The sequence below is a fragment of the Streptomyces sp. NPDC048277 genome (assembly GCF_040652235.1).
In the GTDB taxonomy this organism is placed as follows: domain Bacteria; phylum Actinomycetota; class Actinomycetes; order Streptomycetales; family Streptomycetaceae; genus Streptomyces.
The window spans coordinates 172,093-186,917 of the sequence record NZ_JBEZLQ010000020.1 but is presented as its reverse complement, the minus strand read 5'-3'; the positions used below and the strand labels follow the sequence as shown (position 1 = coordinate 186,917).

Annotated in this window: 15 protein-coding genes; 9 read left to right on the top strand and 6 right to left on the bottom strand. The window is 73.3% G+C overall.

All coding sequences use genetic code 11. The features are described 5' to 3' along the window. Positions 1-138: 138 nt before the first annotated feature. Positions 139-1,248 (bottom strand): LacI family DNA-binding transcriptional regulator, encoded by a 1,110-nt coding sequence (locus AB0D85_RS35900; RefSeq protein WP_362329550.1) that lies wholly within the window; start codon positions 1,246-1,248, stop codon positions 139-141. 358 nt (positions 1,249-1,606) lie between these two features. Here AB0D85_RS35900 and AB0D85_RS35895 point away from each other — a divergent pair, with 358 nt between their 5' ends. The 4 genes from AB0D85_RS35895 (at position 1,607) to AB0D85_RS35880 (ending at position 7,015) form a co-directional block, all read left to right on the top strand. Beyond that, positions 1,607-2,536 carry an SGNH/GDSL hydrolase family protein gene (locus AB0D85_RS35895; RefSeq protein ID WP_362329546.1) on the top strand — a complete coding sequence of 310 codons (930 nt, stop codon included), beginning with the start codon at positions 1,607-1,609 and terminating at the stop codon, positions 2,534-2,536. 226 nt (positions 2,537-2,762) lie between these two features. Beyond that, positions 2,763-5,009: an MMPL family transporter gene (locus tag AB0D85_RS35890; protein WP_362329543.1), complete on the top strand. Its 2,247-nt coding sequence runs from the start codon at positions 2,763-2,765 to the stop codon at positions 5,007-5,009. A gap of 126 nt (positions 5,010-5,135) precedes the next feature. Then, positions 5,136-6,338 carry a sensor histidine kinase gene (locus tag AB0D85_RS35885; protein ID WP_362329540.1) on the top strand — a complete coding sequence of 401 codons (1,203 nt, stop codon included), beginning with the start codon at positions 5,136-5,138 and terminating at the stop codon, positions 6,336-6,338. After that, positions 6,335-7,015 (top strand): response regulator transcription factor, encoded by a 681-nt coding sequence (locus tag AB0D85_RS35880; protein WP_362329537.1) that lies wholly within the window; start codon positions 6,335-6,337, stop codon positions 7,013-7,015. The genes AB0D85_RS35885 and AB0D85_RS35880 overlap by 4 nt, the downstream gene beginning before the upstream one ends. Before the next feature lie 66 nt (positions 7,016-7,081). Here AB0D85_RS35880 and AB0D85_RS35875 read toward each other — a convergent pair whose 3' ends face one another. Next, positions 7,082-8,023 carry a LysR family transcriptional regulator gene (locus AB0D85_RS35875; protein WP_362329534.1) on the bottom strand — a complete coding sequence of 314 codons (942 nt, stop codon included), beginning with the start codon at positions 8,021-8,023 and terminating at the stop codon, positions 7,082-7,084. A gap of 156 nt (positions 8,024-8,179) precedes the next feature. Here AB0D85_RS35875 and AB0D85_RS35870 point away from each other — a divergent pair, with 156 nt between their 5' ends. Further along, positions 8,180-8,713: an SRPBCC family protein gene (locus tag AB0D85_RS35870; protein ID WP_362329532.1), complete on the top strand. Its 534-nt coding sequence runs from the start codon at positions 8,180-8,182 to the stop codon at positions 8,711-8,713. Between the two features lie 98 nt (positions 8,714-8,811). Here the strand turns inward: AB0D85_RS35870 and AB0D85_RS35865 are convergent, their stop codons facing one another. Then, positions 8,812-9,036 carry a helix-turn-helix transcriptional regulator gene (locus AB0D85_RS35865; RefSeq protein WP_362329529.1) on the bottom strand — a complete coding sequence of 75 codons (225 nt, stop codon included), beginning with the start codon at positions 9,034-9,036 and terminating at the stop codon, positions 8,812-8,814. Then, positions 9,036-9,527, bottom strand: a complete 492-nt coding sequence (locus AB0D85_RS35860) for a DUF2975 domain-containing protein (RefSeq protein WP_362329526.1) — start codon at positions 9,525-9,527, stop codon at positions 9,036-9,038. The genes AB0D85_RS35865 and AB0D85_RS35860 overlap by 1 nt, the downstream gene beginning before the upstream one ends. Before the next feature lie 105 nt (positions 9,528-9,632). Between AB0D85_RS35860 and AB0D85_RS35855 the strand changes: the two genes are divergently transcribed. Further along, positions 9,633-10,088, top strand: a complete 456-nt coding sequence (locus tag AB0D85_RS35855; RefSeq protein ID WP_362329523.1) for an RpiB/LacA/LacB family sugar-phosphate isomerase — start codon at positions 9,633-9,635, stop codon at positions 10,086-10,088. 2 nt (positions 10,089-10,090) lie between these two features. Here AB0D85_RS35855 and AB0D85_RS35850 read toward each other — a convergent pair whose 3' ends face one another. Continuing rightward, complete coding sequence (locus AB0D85_RS35850; RefSeq protein WP_362329520.1) at positions 10,091-10,456, bottom strand: DUF6479 family protein; 366 nt, start codon at positions 10,454-10,456, stop codon at positions 10,091-10,093. Between the two features lie 164 nt (positions 10,457-10,620). Here AB0D85_RS35850 and AB0D85_RS35845 point away from each other — a divergent pair, with 164 nt between their 5' ends. Then, positions 10,621-10,983, top strand: a complete 363-nt coding sequence (locus AB0D85_RS35845; protein WP_362329517.1) for a ferredoxin — start codon at positions 10,621-10,623, stop codon at positions 10,981-10,983. Positions 10,984-11,001: 18 nt separating this feature from the next. Here the strand turns inward: AB0D85_RS35845 and AB0D85_RS35840 are convergent, their stop codons facing one another. Further along, positions 11,002-12,321, bottom strand: a complete 1,320-nt coding sequence (locus AB0D85_RS35840) for a PP2C family protein-serine/threonine phosphatase (RefSeq protein ID WP_362329514.1) — start codon at positions 12,319-12,321, stop codon at positions 11,002-11,004. Positions 12,322-12,492: 171 nt separating this feature from the next. Here AB0D85_RS35840 and AB0D85_RS35835 point away from each other — a divergent pair, with 171 nt between their 5' ends. Then, on the top strand, positions 12,493-13,305 hold the full coding sequence (locus tag AB0D85_RS35835) for an SAM-dependent methyltransferase (protein WP_362329511.1): 813 nt from the start codon (positions 12,493-12,495) through the stop codon (positions 13,303-13,305). 305 nt (positions 13,306-13,610) lie between these two features. Next, complete coding sequence (locus AB0D85_RS35830; RefSeq protein ID WP_362329508.1) at positions 13,611-14,816, top strand: cytochrome P450; 1,206 nt, start codon at positions 13,611-13,613, stop codon at positions 14,814-14,816. Positions 14,817-14,825 lie beyond the last annotated feature (9 nt).

Here is a 14,825-nt window from a genome sequence, read left to right as displayed (position 1 = left end):
GCGCCGGTGCGATGAGGGCGCTCGCAGGGGAGGGTGCGGGTGCGCGATCGGTGCCGCGACGGTACGACCCGGGTACGGCGGCTGGTGCGGGGATCGCGGGACAGTCGTGAGCTGTCGTCGTACGGGCTGGGCGGTGGGTCAGTCCTGGGCGGGCGCACCTCCTCTCGCGGCATCCGAGGCCGTGCCGGGCCGGCCACGGGCCGGTCCCGGTGGTGGCGCGGTCGAGGCGCGGACGATGAGGTCGACCGGCGCGCTGCTCGGCGGCAGGGGGTCCGCCGCCGGGTTCTCGATGGCGTGCACCAGTCGCTTGAGGCCCTCCTGCGCCACGGCGTCGAAGGGCTGACGCACCGTGGTGAGCGGGGGAGTCACATAGGCGGCGACCGGGATGTCGTCGAAGCCGACCACGCTGACGTCCTCCGGCACCCGTCGGCCGGCCTCCGCCAGCGCGCGGATCAGGCCGATCGCCATGTCGTCGTTGGCGGAGAAGACCGCGGTGACCCGCTCGTCCGCGGCGAACCTGCGTCCCGCCGCGTACCCGGACGCGGCCGACCAGTCACCCCCGACGGCCGCGGGCACCTCCCTGTCCTGTGCGGTCAGGGCGGCCCGCCAGCCCTCCAGACGGTCCCGGGCGGCGTACCAGCGCTGCGGTCCGGCGAGGTGATGGACCGTCCGGTGGCCGAGGGCCAGCAGGTGTTCGGTGGCGGTCCGGGCCATCAGGTCGGCGCCGTCCCCCGCGGTCAGCACGGTGGGCGCGGCGACCGGGGGCGGTGGGCCCATCACCAGGACCGGAACGTCGATCTGCAGAGGGACGTCCGTGCCGTCCGCCTGCTCGTCGATGGGCTCCGAGATGACGATGCCGTCCACGCCCTGGTCGAGGAGCGAGTCCACGGCGCCGGAGATGCCCGCCGGGTCGCCCTCCACCGTGTTGACCACGCGCAGCGCGTAGCCGGTGTCCCGGACGACCCGCTCGACGCCCATGAGCAGCGAGGCGGGACCGTAGAGGGCCGTGCCCAGCGTCACCACGCCGATCGAGCGGGTGCGCCCGGAGGCCAGCGCCCGGGCGGCGCTGTTGCGCCGGTACCCGAGTTGTTCCGCGGCGTCGAGAACGCGCCGGCGCACGTCCTCGGAGACATAGGGCTCGTCGTTGAAGACCCTGGAGACGGTCTTCTGCGAGACACCGGCCAGCCGGGCCACGTCCACACTGCGCGGCGCGGCGGTGCTCTTGCCGCGTCCCGTCCCTGGTGCCATGGCGTCTCCCGGTGACCGCTTGATCGAGGTCAATCATGTCATGCGCCGTCCGGCTGACTGCGCTGTCATGTCTGCGTAGTCATGTCTACGCAGTCATGCGGCGGACGTCAAGGGTCCGGACGCCGGTTGCGCGGGCGGGCCGGCCTGCTGAAAGCGCGGTAGCCCCTGCCTGATCCGCCGGCAGGTCCTGCTCGATCCGCAGTAGGTCCTGGTCAATCCGCGGTACGACCCCGCGGCGGCCCGTACTGCGCCGTGAGTCCGCCGGTTGCCAACAGGGGGACGACGACGGGACACGCGGTGCACGGAGAGCCTGAAGCGGTATTCGGAGACCGACAGAAGGCGGGACACGCGGATGAGGATGCGTACAGGGATCGGGCTGGCGGCGGTGGCCTCGTGCGTCGCGCTCGTCGCCGCCGTCGCCGTCGGCAGGGACGGCGGCGGTTCCGCATCGCGGTTCACACCCCCGAAGGGGCCGTACGTGGCGCTCGGCGACTCCTACACGGCCGGCCCGAAGATCCCCGGCCAGCACGGGCGGCCCGCGGGCTGCGAGCGCTCCGACCGGAACTATCCCGCGCTGGTCGCCGCCGGACTCGGCCTGCGGGCGGCCGAGTTCCGGGACATCAGCTGCAGCGGCGCCGTCATGGCCGACCTGTCCGCGCCGCAGTCCACGGACCACGGCGTCAACCCCGCGCAGTTCTCGGCCCTGAACACCGCCACACGACTGGTCACCCTCGGCATCGGCGGCAACGACATCGGCTTCGGCTCCCTGATCACGACCTGCGTCCGGAGCGGCGTCGGCTACCAGCTGGAGAAGCGGATCGGGGGCGGCACCGCCGACCGGGCGCCGTGCCGCAGCCGGTACCTGTCCGACGGCACCGACGAGGTCGAGGCGAAGATCAAGGCGGCGGGCGGACGGCTCACCGGGGTGCTGGCGGGCATCAGGCACCGTGCGCCGAAGGCCCGGATCTACGTCGTCGGGTATCCGGCGATCCTGCCCGCCGAGGGAACCGACTGCACGGCCATGGGGCTGGCACCGGGCGACGTGGAATTCCTGCGGGACAAGGAGCGGCAGCTCAACGCCGTGCTCCGGGAGAAGGCGCGGGCCGCCGGTGCCGGGTACGTCGACACCTACGCGCCCTCCACGGGCCGTGACGCCTGCGCGGACCCCGATGTGCGCTGGGTCGAACCGCTGTTTCCCGCGGCTCCCGCGGCCCCGGCACACCCCAACGAACGCGGCGAGCGCGGTATGGCCGACGCGGTGCTCCGCACGGTCGGGGCCGCGGACTGAGACGGGCGTCGCGCGGACGGACCGGGGCGGGCGCCCTCAGACGCACCGGGGCCGGTTTCCCGTGTAGTACCGGCGCATGATCCGGCGGCCCGGACGCGTACCGCGGTTTCAGTAGTCCGTCCTCCGGATTCAGTAGCCGCCATTGCCAGTAGCCGCACGACGACGAGGGGGCCCTCGCCGGGACAGCCTGGGTGGCCAAGCGAGATCGGATGCGGAGTTCCCTGACGTGGCTACTTTTCTCTATCGACTGGGCCGACTGGCCTTCCGGCGGCGCGGGTACGTCGCCCTGCTGTGGGTGGCCGTCCTGGCCGCTGTAGGCCTGGGCGCGCTGCAGGCGCCGGGCGCCTCCGACGAGGAGTTCTCGATGCCGGGCATCGAGTCCCAGAAGGCGTACGACCTGATGCAGGAGCGCTTCCCCGGCGCGGCTGCCGACGGCGCCACCGCACGCGTCGTCTTCGTCGCCCCGCACGGGCGGAAGGTCACCGCCGGCGCGCACCGGAAGGCGATCGAGGAGACGGTGCGGGCCCTGGGCGACGGCACCCAGGTGGCCGCCGTCGCGGACCCCTTCACCGCGAAGGCGGTCAGCAAGGACGGTTCCACGGCGTACGCGACCGTCACCTACAAGGTGAAGTCCTCCGGCATCACCGACACCACCAGGACCGCGCTGGAGGACGCCGTCGGCCAGGCACGCGACGCGGGCCTCACCGTCGAGACCGGCGGCTCCGCCATGGACAGCGGCGCCGGACCCGGCGGAGCCGCCGAGATCGTCGGTATCTCGGTCGCGGCCGTCGTACTCCTGATCACCTTCGGATCGCTCGCGGCCGCCGGACTGCCGCTGCTCACCGCGATCCTGGGCGTCGGTCTCAGCATGTTCACCATCACCCTGCTGGCCGACGCCCTGGGCCTGTCCACCAGCACCGGCACCCTGGCGATGATGCTGGGCCTCGCCGTCGGCATCGACTACGCCCTGTTCGTCGTCTCCCGCTACCGGGAGGAGCGCGCCAGGGGCCGGGCCCCGGAGGAGGCGGCCGGCCTCGCGGTCGGTACGGCGGGCTCGGCGGTGGTCTTCGCGGGTCTCACCGTGGTCATCGCCCTGGCCGGCCTCGCCGTCGTCGGCATCCCCATGCTGACCAAGATGGGCCTGACCGCGGCCGGGGCGGTGGTCGTGGCCGTGGTCATCGCGCTGACCGTGGTCCCGGCGCTGCTCGGGTTCTGGCCGAACGCCGTGCTGGCGGGCGCCGCGCGCGGGCGGGAAGGCCGCGGCCGGCTGTTCCGTTCCCGGAAGCCTCGGAAGCCGCAGGGCGACAACCGGGGCACCCGCTGGGCCCGCTTCGTGCTGCGCCGCCCGGTTCCGGTGCTCCTGCTGGGCGTCGTGGGCCTCGGCGCCCTCGCCGTACCGATGACGCAGCTCCAGCTCGGCATGCCGGGCGACGAGGCCAAGTCCACGTCCACCACCGAGCGCCGCGCCTACGACGCCCTCGCCGAGGGCTTCGGACCGGGGTTCAACGGGCCGCTCACCATCGTCGTGGACGCCAAGGGCGCCGACGACGCCAGGGCGGCGGTCGGCACGGTCGGCCAGCGGATCGCCGGCACGCGGGGGATCGTCTCGGTCACCCGGCCGCACTTCGACAAGGCGGGCGACACGGCGGTGTTCACCGCCACCCCGTCCACCAGCCCGACCGACGAACGCACCAAGACCCTCGTCAAGACGATCCGCGGCGAACGCCCGGCCATCGAGTCGGCGGCCGGTGCGTCCTTCGAGGTCACCGGCACCACCGCACTGAACATCGACATCGCCGGCAAGGTCCAGTCGGCTCTGGTGCCCTACCTGATCACCGTCGTCGGTCTCGCCGTCGTGCTGCTGCTGGTGGTCTTCCGGTCCCTGCTCGTCCCCCTCAAGGCGGCGCTCGGCTTCCTGCTCTCGGTCCTCGCGGCCCTCGGCGCGGTCGTACTGGTCTTCCAGCAGGGCCACGCGGCCGGACTGTTCGGCGTGGCGCAGACCGGGCCGATCATGAGCCTGATGCCGATCTTCCTGGTGGGCATCATCTTCGGCCTGGCCATGGACTACGAGGTCTTCCTCGTCTCACGGATGCGGGAGTCCTACGTCCACGGCGAGCCGGCGAGGGAGGCGGTCGTCTCCGGGTTCCGGCACAGCGCCCGGGTCGTCGTGGCCGCCGCCCTCATCATGATCGCGGTCTTCGCCGGGTTCATCGGCGAGAGCGACTCCATGATCAAGATGATCGGGTTCGGCATGGCCACCGCCGTGCTCCTCGACGCCTTCGTGGTGCGGATGGCGATCGTGCCCGCGGTCCTCGCCCTGCTCGGGGACCGCGCCTGGCGGCTGCCCAAGTGGCTGGACCGGCTGCTGCCCCGGGTGGACATCGAGGGCGAGGCGCTCAACCGGGGCCCGGCCGCCACCACGGCCGGCGACCCGGATCCCGCCCCCGGCGAGCCCGTCGAGGCACGCCTCTGACCGTCCCGTCCATCCCCTGCGGGTCCCCTGAGGGCTGTCCGTGGCGCAGGTCACGGGCGGCCCGCAGGGGTGTTCCGCCGCGCACGTCGTCCACCATGGACCCAGGCCCACCCTCCGGAGAGACACATGACCACCAGCTTCGAGCGCAGGACAGGGCGCTTCCGCCGTGTCATGGACGCCGCCACGGTCCTGGCCCTGCTCGGCTGTGTGACCCTGGGCGCCCTGCTCCGCTTCCCCGGCATCAGCCAGCCGCGGGAGCAGTGGCCCGCCATCGCCCTCGCGGCCGTCACCTGCCTCGCCCTGCTGCGGGCACGCGAGCACCCGCGCACCGCCGCCGCCGTGGCGATGGCCTGCGCGGTGGCCACCTTCGCCCAGGGCTACCTCCCCACCCCCCTGATGCTGGCCCCCCTCATGCTGGCCCTGTACTGGGTGTCCGCCAGGACCGACCGGCGGACCGCGCGGGTGTTCGGCCTCGCGGCCATGGCCGTGGTGGTGATCACCGCCATACTCGACAACCCCACGACCGACATACTGCTGCTGCGCACCGTCGGCCCTGTCCTGTGGCTGCTGCTGCCCATCGTCGGCGGCAGCAGCGCCCGGCTGCGCGCGGCCTACCTGGAGTCCGTGCAGGCCCGGGCCGCGTACGCCGAGCGCACCCGGGAGGAGGAGGCCCGGCTGCGTGTCGCCGAGGAGCGGATGCGGATCGCCCGTGAGCTGCACGACGTCGTCGCCCACCACATGGCCGTCGCCAACGCCCAGGCCGGCACCGCCCGCCACCTCGCACCCACCCAGCCCGAGCAGGCGCTGAGACTGCTCGACGAACTGACGGTCACCACATCCTCCGCGCTGATCGAACTCCGGGCCACGGTGGGGGTGTTGCGGCAGTCCGGCGACGCCGACGGCGAGTCCCTGGAGCCGGCCCCCGGCCTGGACCGGCTGCCCGCACTGGTCTCGGCCTGCGCGAGCGCCGGTCTCGACGTCACCGTCACGACGGAGGGCGACGTACGCCCCCTGTCACCGGGCGTGGACCTGACGGCGTACCGGATCATCCAGGAAGCCCTCACCAACGTCACCAAGCACGGCTCCGGCCGGAGCGCCGACGTCCGGCTCACCTACGGCCGGTCCCGGCTGCTCGTCTCGGTCACCGACGACGGCGCCCCCACCGCTCCGGCGGCCGCCGCCGGCTACGGCCTGATGGGCATGCGCGAGCGCGCCCATTCCGTGGGAGGTGACCTGCGGGCCGGACCCCGCCCCGAGGGCGGCTTCGAAGTCAGCACCGCCCTGCCGCTCCTCTCCCTCGTCCCGGAAGAACTCGAGGCCGCCCCGTGAGTATCCGTGTCCTGCTCGCCGACGACCAGGCCCTGCTGCGCGGCACCTTCAGGCTGCTGATCGACTCGTGCGCGGACCTGGAGGTGGTCGCCGAGGCCGCCGACGGCCAGGAGGCGGTCGACCTCGCCCGCACCCACCGCCCCGACATCGTCCTGATGGACATCCGCATGCCCGGCACGGACGGCCTGGCCGCCACCGCCGCCATCTGCGCCGACCCCGACCTGTCCGGCACCCGCGTCCTCGTCCTCACCATGTACGAGACCGACGAGTACGTCGCCCAGGCGCTGCGCTTCGGTGCCAGCGGCTTCCTCGGCAAGTACGTCACCACCGACACCCTCCTCGCCGGCATCCGCACCGTCGCCGCCGGCGAGGCACTCCTCTCCCCGGGCGCCACCCGCGCCCTCATCACCCGTTTCCTCGCCGGCCCGGCCCCCGGCGCCCTCCTGGCGCCCCCGGAGCGCCTGAACGACCTCACACCCCGGGAACGGGAGGTCACCGCACTCGCCGCCCGCGGCAGGTCCAACGACGAGATCGCCGGGGAACTCGTCCTGAGCGTGCTGACCGTACGCAGCCACATCCAGCGCGCGCTGACGAAACTCGGCGCCCGTGACCGCGCCCAGCTCGTCGTCATCGCCTACCAGACCGGACTCGTACGCCCCGCATCACGGCAGCCATGAGCCCGTGCCGCCCCGGCAGCTGCCGCGCCTGCTCACGGCCGGCGTCTCCGGGGCCGACGGCCCGTCTCACCAGCCGAGGGCGGCCGCACGCAGGTGGTCGCGGACGCGGGCCACGTCCGGATTGGTGTCGGATCCCGGCCGCTGGACCAGGAAGAGGGTGTTCAGCGGGGGCTCCTCCGGTTCGTGCAGCAGGGCCAGCCGCCCGGAGTCCAGGTACTCCTGGCACAGCGAGCGGGGCAGCACGCTGTAGCCGGCCCCGGCGTTGACCGCCGACAGCACGGCGTACAGGTTCGGCACGGTGACCGCGGCGCGGGCGGTGAGCTGTCTGCCGAAGACCGTCCGCCAGTAACGCCGCACGAGGGGCAGATCCTCCGCGTACGTGACCAACGGGACCTCGCGCAGGGCTGTGCACACGTCGTCGTCGGCGGCGGCCCGCTCCGCCCACGCGGGGTTCGCGACCAGGACGTACTCCTCGTCCGCGAGCGGCGCCGACGGGAGCGACCGGCCGCGCGGCCGGCGTGTCGCGATCACCAGGTCGTGCCGTCCGGAGCGCATCTCCTCCAGCAGGGGCTCGGGGAGTCCCTGGGCGACGCGCAGCTGGACGCCGTCGGCGATCAGCGGGACCAGGGCGGGCAGCACCCGGACGCACAGCAGCTCCGACGGGCCCGCCAGATGCACCGGCGCGGTCTGCCCGGCGAGCGGTCCGCTGCCGCCGTCGAGCGTGGCGAGCGCGTCCAGGGGCGCCGCGACCCGGCCGGCGAGCTCATCGGCGAGCGGCGTGGGTTCGACCCCGCGCGGCAGCCGCGTGAACAGCTCCCGCCCCGTCTGCTGCTCCAACGACCGGATCTGCGCGGTCACGGTCGGCTGCGAGAGCCCCAGCAGCGGGGCCGCCGCCGTGAAGGAGCCGGAACGGTAGACCGCCAGGAAGGTGCGCAGCAGGTTCAGGTCGGCGTGCGACGGAAGCGGCCGTCCGACGTGCTCCGCGTCACCGACGGCAGGGTTCTCCATACGGGCCAGCCTACTGGGCGCCGATATCGGAGTTCCGATGGAATAGATCGGTGCTCCTATTGGTGATCCGATGGTGTCGGTGCCTACCGTCGAAGGCGTCGAAGCTTTCCCGACACCGCACCGCCCCGCACCGCCCCGCACCGTGAGGACGCCCCCATGACCACGCAGAACGCGATCAACTGGCCCGAGAAGTACCTGCCCGGCACCGGCGACAACTTCGTCTCCAACGAGGTCGTCGTCGAGGGCGTCACCGCCGCCCGGGTCTGGCACTACCTCACCGACACCTCCACCTGGGAGTCGTACTACGACAACGTCGCCGACATCTCCTTCCCGCAGGGCGGCGGCCCCCGGCTGAAGGACGACCAGGTCTTCAGCTTCGGCACCTTCGGCTTTCCGCCCCTCGACGCCCACGTCGTCGAGTACCGGGAGCCCGCGGACGGTTCGCCGGGCCGTCTCTCCTGGACGGCCGAGCAGGACGGCGGGCCGCAGGAGCGGCTCGACGTGCTGCACGCCTGGCTGGTCGAGGACCTGCCCGGCGGCCGGGTGCGCGTCCTCACCCAGGAGACCCAGATCGGCGCCCCCGCCGCGGCCCTCGCCCAGGAGCGCCCCAACCCCATGCTCAACGGCCACCAGGCCTGGCTGGACGGCCTGATCCGCGCCGCCTCCGGCCACCTCGACACCGGCGCCTGAATCGGTCCGGCCGGGCACCGACCGACGACGTCGGACATGGTCGCGAAGCCGGCTGCCCAGGTGGGTTAAGGGGGGACGGCGCCGCCCGGGGGGTAACGTCAGACGGCCGCGGTGTCCTCGGCCGCCTCCCAGCGCAGCAGGTCGCCCGGCTGGCACTGGAGCACCTCGCACAGCGCGGCGAGCGTCGCGAAGCGCACCGCCTTGGCTCGGCCGTTCTTGAGGACCGCCAGGTTGGCGGGCGTGATCCCGACGCGGTCCGCGAGCTCGCCCACGGACATCTTCCGCCTGGCCAGCATCACGTCGATGTCGACGGCGATCGGCATCAGATCACCTCGTCCAGCTCGGCCTGCAGCTGCGCCGCTTCGACATCGCGGGCGACGGCCTGGGCGAGCAGCATCCGCAGCACGAGCACGATGAGCGCGACCCCCAGGATGGCCACGCCGATCCCGCCCATGATGAGGGTGACGCCCGGGTCGTCCCGCTGGCCCGGGGCGTTGATGATCGTGACCGCGAACCACACGAGGGCGGCCGCCACGATCGCGCCGATCACACCGTCCACGTACCGGAAGGCGGCGTGGGAGAACACGGTGCCGCGTCGCACCATCGTCACCAGCCGCCATACGCAGACCAGGGCGACCTGGGCCGACACCATGCCCAGGATCGTGGTCACGCGCAGCGCCGTCAGCGGGAGCGACCCGTCCTCCGGGTCGCTCCCGCTGACCAATGTCCACACCATCAACGCCTGCAGGAGCACGGTGCCGGCCAGCACCACCCCGAGCACGGCGCGCAACGCACCCACCGCCAGCTTCCCCATGCCTCACCCCTCCATCGAGTAGCGATGGAAATCTATCGACTATCGATAGGCGTGGCAAGGGGTGAGGTGAAGGGTGGGAACCGCCTGCGCGTAACGTGACGCGGCATGAGAGTCTCCGTCTCCTCCGACATGGACGAACCCGTCGCCCGTCTTCTCGTCGGGGAGCTGTGCCGCCGCGGCCACGAGGTGCGCACCTACGGCGCGCTGGAGCCCGGGGCCGACCCGCAGTGGGCGGTCTGCTCGGAGGCGGCCGCCCGTGATGTCGCCACCGGCGCCGCCGAACAGGCGGTCGTGTGCTGCTGGACCGGCACCGGCGCCTCGATCGCCGCGAACAAGGTGCCCGGCGTGCGCGCGGCCCTGTGCGCGGACGCCTACACCGCCGACGGCGCCCGCCGCTGGAACGACGCCAACGTCCTCGCCCTGAGCCTGCGCCTCACCTCGGAGCCGGTGCTCAAGGAGATCCTCGACGCCTGGTTCACGGCCACGCCGAGCCAGGACGCCGAGGATCTCGGGAACGTGGCCCACGTCGGGCGCCTCGACGTGGGCCGGGGGACTGTCTAGGGTCAGTGGGCGCCGAGCCCGCCGCCGCCGAACGAGCCGCTGGAGCCCGGGCTCCAGCGCGGCCGGTCCTTCGACGCGCTCGGCCTGGTCTGCTGATTGCTCAGCTCGTACGGAGTGAGCGGACGACCGCCCTTGGGGATCTGCGGGATCTCCTCCGACTCGCGGTTCTGCATGATCTCGTGCACCGCACCCTCCGGTGGCAGCTGCGGCTGTTCCTCCGGACGTGGTCGGGTCGACTCGCGGTACTTGACCCGGTTGCCCAGCCAGAAGCCCCCGGCCAGCATCGCCAGCACGGCCACGGCCACCACGAAGAGCGCGAGACTCATCAGGCCGCTGGGAGCGGCCAGCTGCATCGATACCGTACTCATAGCAAGGGGATACCCCGCCCAGAACGGTACGAACCGGACGCTCTTGGTGTCCGGCTGTTGACGGTGGGTGACGCCGGAGGAGTGCCTCGCACGGCCGTGATCCAGGGCCGCCAGGGCGTTTGCCGCATCCCGCTCCCGGCTACCCGGGTCGGGTGACACAAGGGATGTCCCAGAAGGAGCTGTACGGATTTCTCGAAGACCGGTTCGAGTGTGCGCAGGCCTGCGCACAGTGCGCCCGGGCGTGTGCGCTGCGCGCCGGCACCCTGGAGCCGGACGGCGGCGCGGGGTACGAGCAGGTGCGTCGTCTGGGCGTCGCGTGCGGCGAGGTGTGCGAGGCGACCTGCAGAGCGCTGACGGAGGGGAACGGGCAGGACGTGGACGCTCTGCGGATGCAGCTCGAATGGTGCCGCGCGGTCTGCCTCGACTGCGCCCGCGTCTTCGGAGCCTGCCCCGGCGCCGAGAAGGCGGCGGACGCGTGCCGGGCGTGCGGCGCGGTGTGCGGCCGCTTCCTCACGGCACTCGACTGAGCGCCGGACGCGTCCGGATCAGTCCTGGACCGGTGTCAGCTCGGCGAGCAGCAGGGTGCGGTCGTCCGCGCCGGCCGGATCGGAGGGAGCGGCCAGCAACTGCCGGCACAGCGCGGGCAGCGCCTCCTCGCCCCCGGCCGCCGGGAGGCCGGCGACGGCCGCGTCCACGGCGTCGGCGAGACGGGCGATCTGATGGTCGATGTCCGCGTCGCGGGACTCGACCAGACCGTCGCTGTAGAGCACCAGCAGGGCCTGCGCCGGCACGGCGAGTTCGGTCGCCTCGTAGCGGCCCGTGCCGATCCCCAGCGGCAGGCCCGCCTCGGCCAGGGTGACCGGGGCGGTCCTGCCGTCGGGCCCGCGCAGCAGCGGCGGCGGATGCCCCGCTCCCACCAGCGTGCAGGTGCGCCGCCGCGCGTCCCACTCGGCGTAGACACAGGTGGCGAACGAGGCTCCGGGAGTCTCGCAGGCGAGCGCGTCCAGCCGCCGTACGAGCTCGACCGCGGGGATGTCGAATCCGGCCAACGTCCTTGCCGCGGTACGTAGTTGGAGCATCGCCACGGCGGACTCCGGGCCGTGGCCCATGGCGTCCCCGACGATCAGGCCGACCCGGTCGCCCGGCCGCCGCAGCACGTCGTACCAGTCACCGCCGATGACGGTGTCCGGCCCGGCCGACAGCGAGCCGTGGGCGACCCGGCAGCCCTCGAACCGTTGCAGCGTGCCGGACGGCAGGCTGTTGCGGATGGCCAGCGTGGTGCGCCGCTCGTGCTCGTACCGGCGCGCGTTGTCCAGGGCCACGGAGGCATGCGCCGCCAGCGCCTCGACGGCGGCCGCCTCGGCGGGCAGGAACGGCGCCCGGTCCGGTCCCCGGGTACAGGCGACGAACCCGATCGTCACGTCCCGCAACCGCAGCGGTACGACGAGAAAGGACGCCGTGCGCAGCAGTTCGTCGATGCGCCTGTCACCACCGCCGGAGGCGCGCAGCCGCTCGGAGGTGTGCGCGTCTATGGCGTCGAGCAACTGCGCCTGCCCGGAGGCGAGCGCGCGGGCGTACGGCGTCTCGCGCGGGAAGACGATCACCTCGCCGGCCGGCAGCACGCCCTCCCAGTCCTCCAGCGCGTCCGACCCCACGCGCAGCGCCAGCCGGTGCGCCTCGATCCGGGGCGGGTCGGGGGCGGCGGGCGCGTGCTCGCCACGACGCCAGCGCTCCAGCAGATAGACCGACGCCGCGTCGGCGAGGGCGGGTGCCAGCGCGTGCGCGAACTGGGTGCCGGTCAGCCGCAGATCGAGCGCGGAGCCGATGGCGTCGGCGGCCGGGGACAGGAGTGCCCGGCGCGACACGGGCCGGGCGGCGGGCCGGTCGCCGAGGGTGCTGCGCGGTTCGTTCCGCAGGGTGGTGCCTTTCGGGCGTGGGGGGAGACTGCTGCACGGCGGTTCAGCAGGGCGCCGCGCGGCGGCTGACAACTATATGATGTTGCCGCGTCAAAATCCGTGTGTCGAAAGGATGTTGTGGTGTCCGACAGCGCAGCTCCCGTCCCCGCGGCCCAGCCCGACAAGGCGAGCGTTGCCCGGATGTACGACGCCATGCTGGGCGGACAGCACAACTTCGCCATAGACCGCGAGGCGGTGGCGGCCTTCAGCGCCATCGACCCGCAGGTGCGCACCCTGGCCCGCGCCAACCGTGACTTCCTCGGCCGGGCGGTGCGTTTCCTCGTCGACTCCGGGGTACGGCAGTTCATCGACCTCGGCTCGGGCATCCCCACCCAGGGCAACGTCCACGAGGTGGCGCAGACGGCGAGTCCGGGCGCCCGGGTGGTGTACGTCGACAACGACCCCGTGGCCGTGGCGCACAGCGCGTCGCTGCTCTCCGGCAACCCGGACGCGGACATCGTCGACGCCGACATCCGCCGGCCTGCCGACATCCTCGACTCACCGCAGGTGCGCAAGCTGATCGACTTCGAACAGCCCGTCGCCGTACTGATGATCACGATCCTGCACTTCGTCACACCCGAGGAGGACCCGGCCGGCCTCGTGGCCGCCTTCCGGGACGCCCTGCCCGAGGGCAGCTGGCTGGCGATGTCCCACGCGACGAACCAGGACCGCCCCGACACCGCGGCCGCGGTGGGCCGGCTCTACCGGTCCCGGGCCACCTCCCCGGTGACCGCCCGCTCCCACGACGAGATCCTCGGCCTCTTCACCGGCTTCGACCTCGCGGAGCCGGGCCTGGTCCACGTCCCGCTGTGGCGCCCGGCCCCGGACGAGAAACTCCCGGACAACCCGTCGGAGTACTGGGTGTACGCGGGAGTGGGCCGCAAGAACACGTAGTCCACCGAAGCCGACCCGCCACGCTCCGCCCGATGGCCCGGCACCCGCACCCGATCCGCAAGCACGGCGCCGCTGCCGCTGCCGCTGCCGCTGCCGTCGGCCACCGGCCGTGCCCGGCGCCTGCCAGGTGTCCCCGGGCGGCGCCTCATCGGCCGGCACCGGGGTGGTCAGCGACGGCCGGTCCGCCGCGTGCCCCGGGCGGTCGTCGGTGCCACCCGGCGGGCGTGGCCGGTGTTCGATGTCCGACCCGCCCGCCCGGTACTACGAGGCCGCCGGCCTCGGTGGCACTGTCTAGGGTGTGGGGCATGGACGCCAGTACAACGCCCCCCGCCCCGGCCGTCGTTGACCCCGCGCAGTTGCTCGCCGACCCGTACGCCGTGTACGCCGGGCTCCGGGAGGCCGGGTCCGTGCACCGCGTCGCCGGTACCGACGGGCTGCCGGCCTGGCTGGTGACCCGGTACGAGGACGTGCGCCAGGCCCTCGCCGATCCGCGGCTCTCCCTCGACAAGGCCCACGCGAAGCCCGGCGGCTACCGCGGGCTCGCGCTGCCGCCCGCACTCGACGCCAACCTGCTGAACATGGACCCTCCGGACCACACCCGCGTCCGCCGTCTGGTCTCCCAGGCGTTCACCCCACGCCGTGTCGCCCTCCTGCGCGAGCCGGTCCGGCGGACCGCCGACGCGCTGCTCGACGCCGTCGCGCCGCTCGGCCGTACCGACCTGATCGCCGCCTACGCCGCGCCGCTGCCCGTCGCCGTGATCTGTGAACTGCTGGGCGTGGCCGAGGCGGACCGGCCGGACTTCCGGTCCTGGACCGACGCCCTCGTCATCCCCGACCCCGCCCGGCCCGAGCGGGCCAAGGAGGCCGTCGGGGCGCTGCTCGCCTTCTTCGCCCGGCTGCTCGCCGGCAAGCGTGCCGAGCCCGCCGACGACCTGCTCTCCGCCATGATCGCCGTACGGGACGAGGAAGACCGGCTCAGCGAGGACGAGTTGATGTCCCTCGCCTTCCTCATCCTGTTCGCCGGGTACGAGAACACCGTCCACCTCATCGGCAACGCCACCCTGGCCCTGCTCCTGAACCCCTCCCAACTGGCGGCCCTGCGGGCCGATCCGGCCCGGCTCGGCCCGGCCGTGGAGGAACTGGCCCGCTACGACGGCCCCGCCCCGCTCGCCATCCGCCGCTTTCCCACCGAGGACATCACCATCGGCGGGGTCACCGTCCCGGCGGGCGAGACGGTGCTGCTGTCGCTGGCGGCGGCCCACCGCGACCCGCGCCGCTTCCCGGAACCCGACCGGCTGGACATCGGCCGCGACGCCACCGGGCACCTGGCCCTCGGCCACGGCATCCACTACTGCCTCGGCGCACCCCTCGCCCGCCTGGAGACCGAGATCGCCCTCGGCGCGCTCCTGGAACGCCTCCCGGGTCTGGAACTCGACGTCCCCGCCGAGGAGTTGCGCTGGCGCCCCTCGATGCGCACCCGCGGGCTCCTGGCCCTTCCCGTGCGCTACTGAGGGCCGGGC

Bases quoted from the DNA above. Each gene is read 5' to 3' on its own strand.
- AB0D85_RS35870 (WP_362329532.1), top strand. From the start codon at position 8,180: ATGACCACGCAGAACGCGATCAACTGGCCCGAGAAGTACCTGCCCGGC.
- AB0D85_RS35895 (WP_362329546.1), top strand. From the start codon at position 1,607: ATGCGTACAGGGATCGGGCTGGCGGCGGTGGCCTCGTGCGTCGCGCTC.
- AB0D85_RS35855 (WP_362329523.1), top strand. From the start codon at position 9,633: ATGAGAGTCTCCGTCTCCTCCGACATGGACGAACCCGTCGCCCGTCTT.
- AB0D85_RS35875 (WP_362329534.1), bottom strand. From the start codon at position 8,023: ATGGAGAACCCTGCCGTCGGTGACGCGGAGCACGTCGGACGGCCGCTT.
- AB0D85_RS35830 (WP_362329508.1), top strand. From the start codon at position 13,611: ATGGACGCCAGTACAACGCCCCCCGCCCCGGCCGTCGTTGACCCCGCG.
- AB0D85_RS35860 (WP_362329526.1), bottom strand. From the start codon at position 9,527: ATGGGGAAGCTGGCGGTGGGTGCGTTGCGCGCCGTGCTCGGGGTGGTG.
- AB0D85_RS35900 (WP_362329550.1), bottom strand. From the start codon at position 1,248: ATGGCACCAGGGACGGGACGCGGCAAGAGCACCGCCGCGCCGCGCAGT.
- AB0D85_RS35885 (WP_362329540.1), top strand. From the start codon at position 5,136: ATGACCACCAGCTTCGAGCGCAGGACAGGGCGCTTCCGCCGTGTCATG.
- AB0D85_RS35850 (WP_362329520.1), bottom strand. From the start codon at position 10,456: ATGAGTACGGTATCGATGCAGCTGGCCGCTCCCAGCGGCCTGATGAGT.
- AB0D85_RS35845 (WP_362329517.1), top strand. From the start codon at position 10,621: ATGTCCCAGAAGGAGCTGTACGGATTTCTCGAAGACCGGTTCGAGTGT.
- AB0D85_RS35865 (WP_362329529.1), bottom strand. From the start codon at position 9,036: ATGCCGATCGCCGTCGACATCGACGTGATGCTGGCCAGGCGGAAGATG.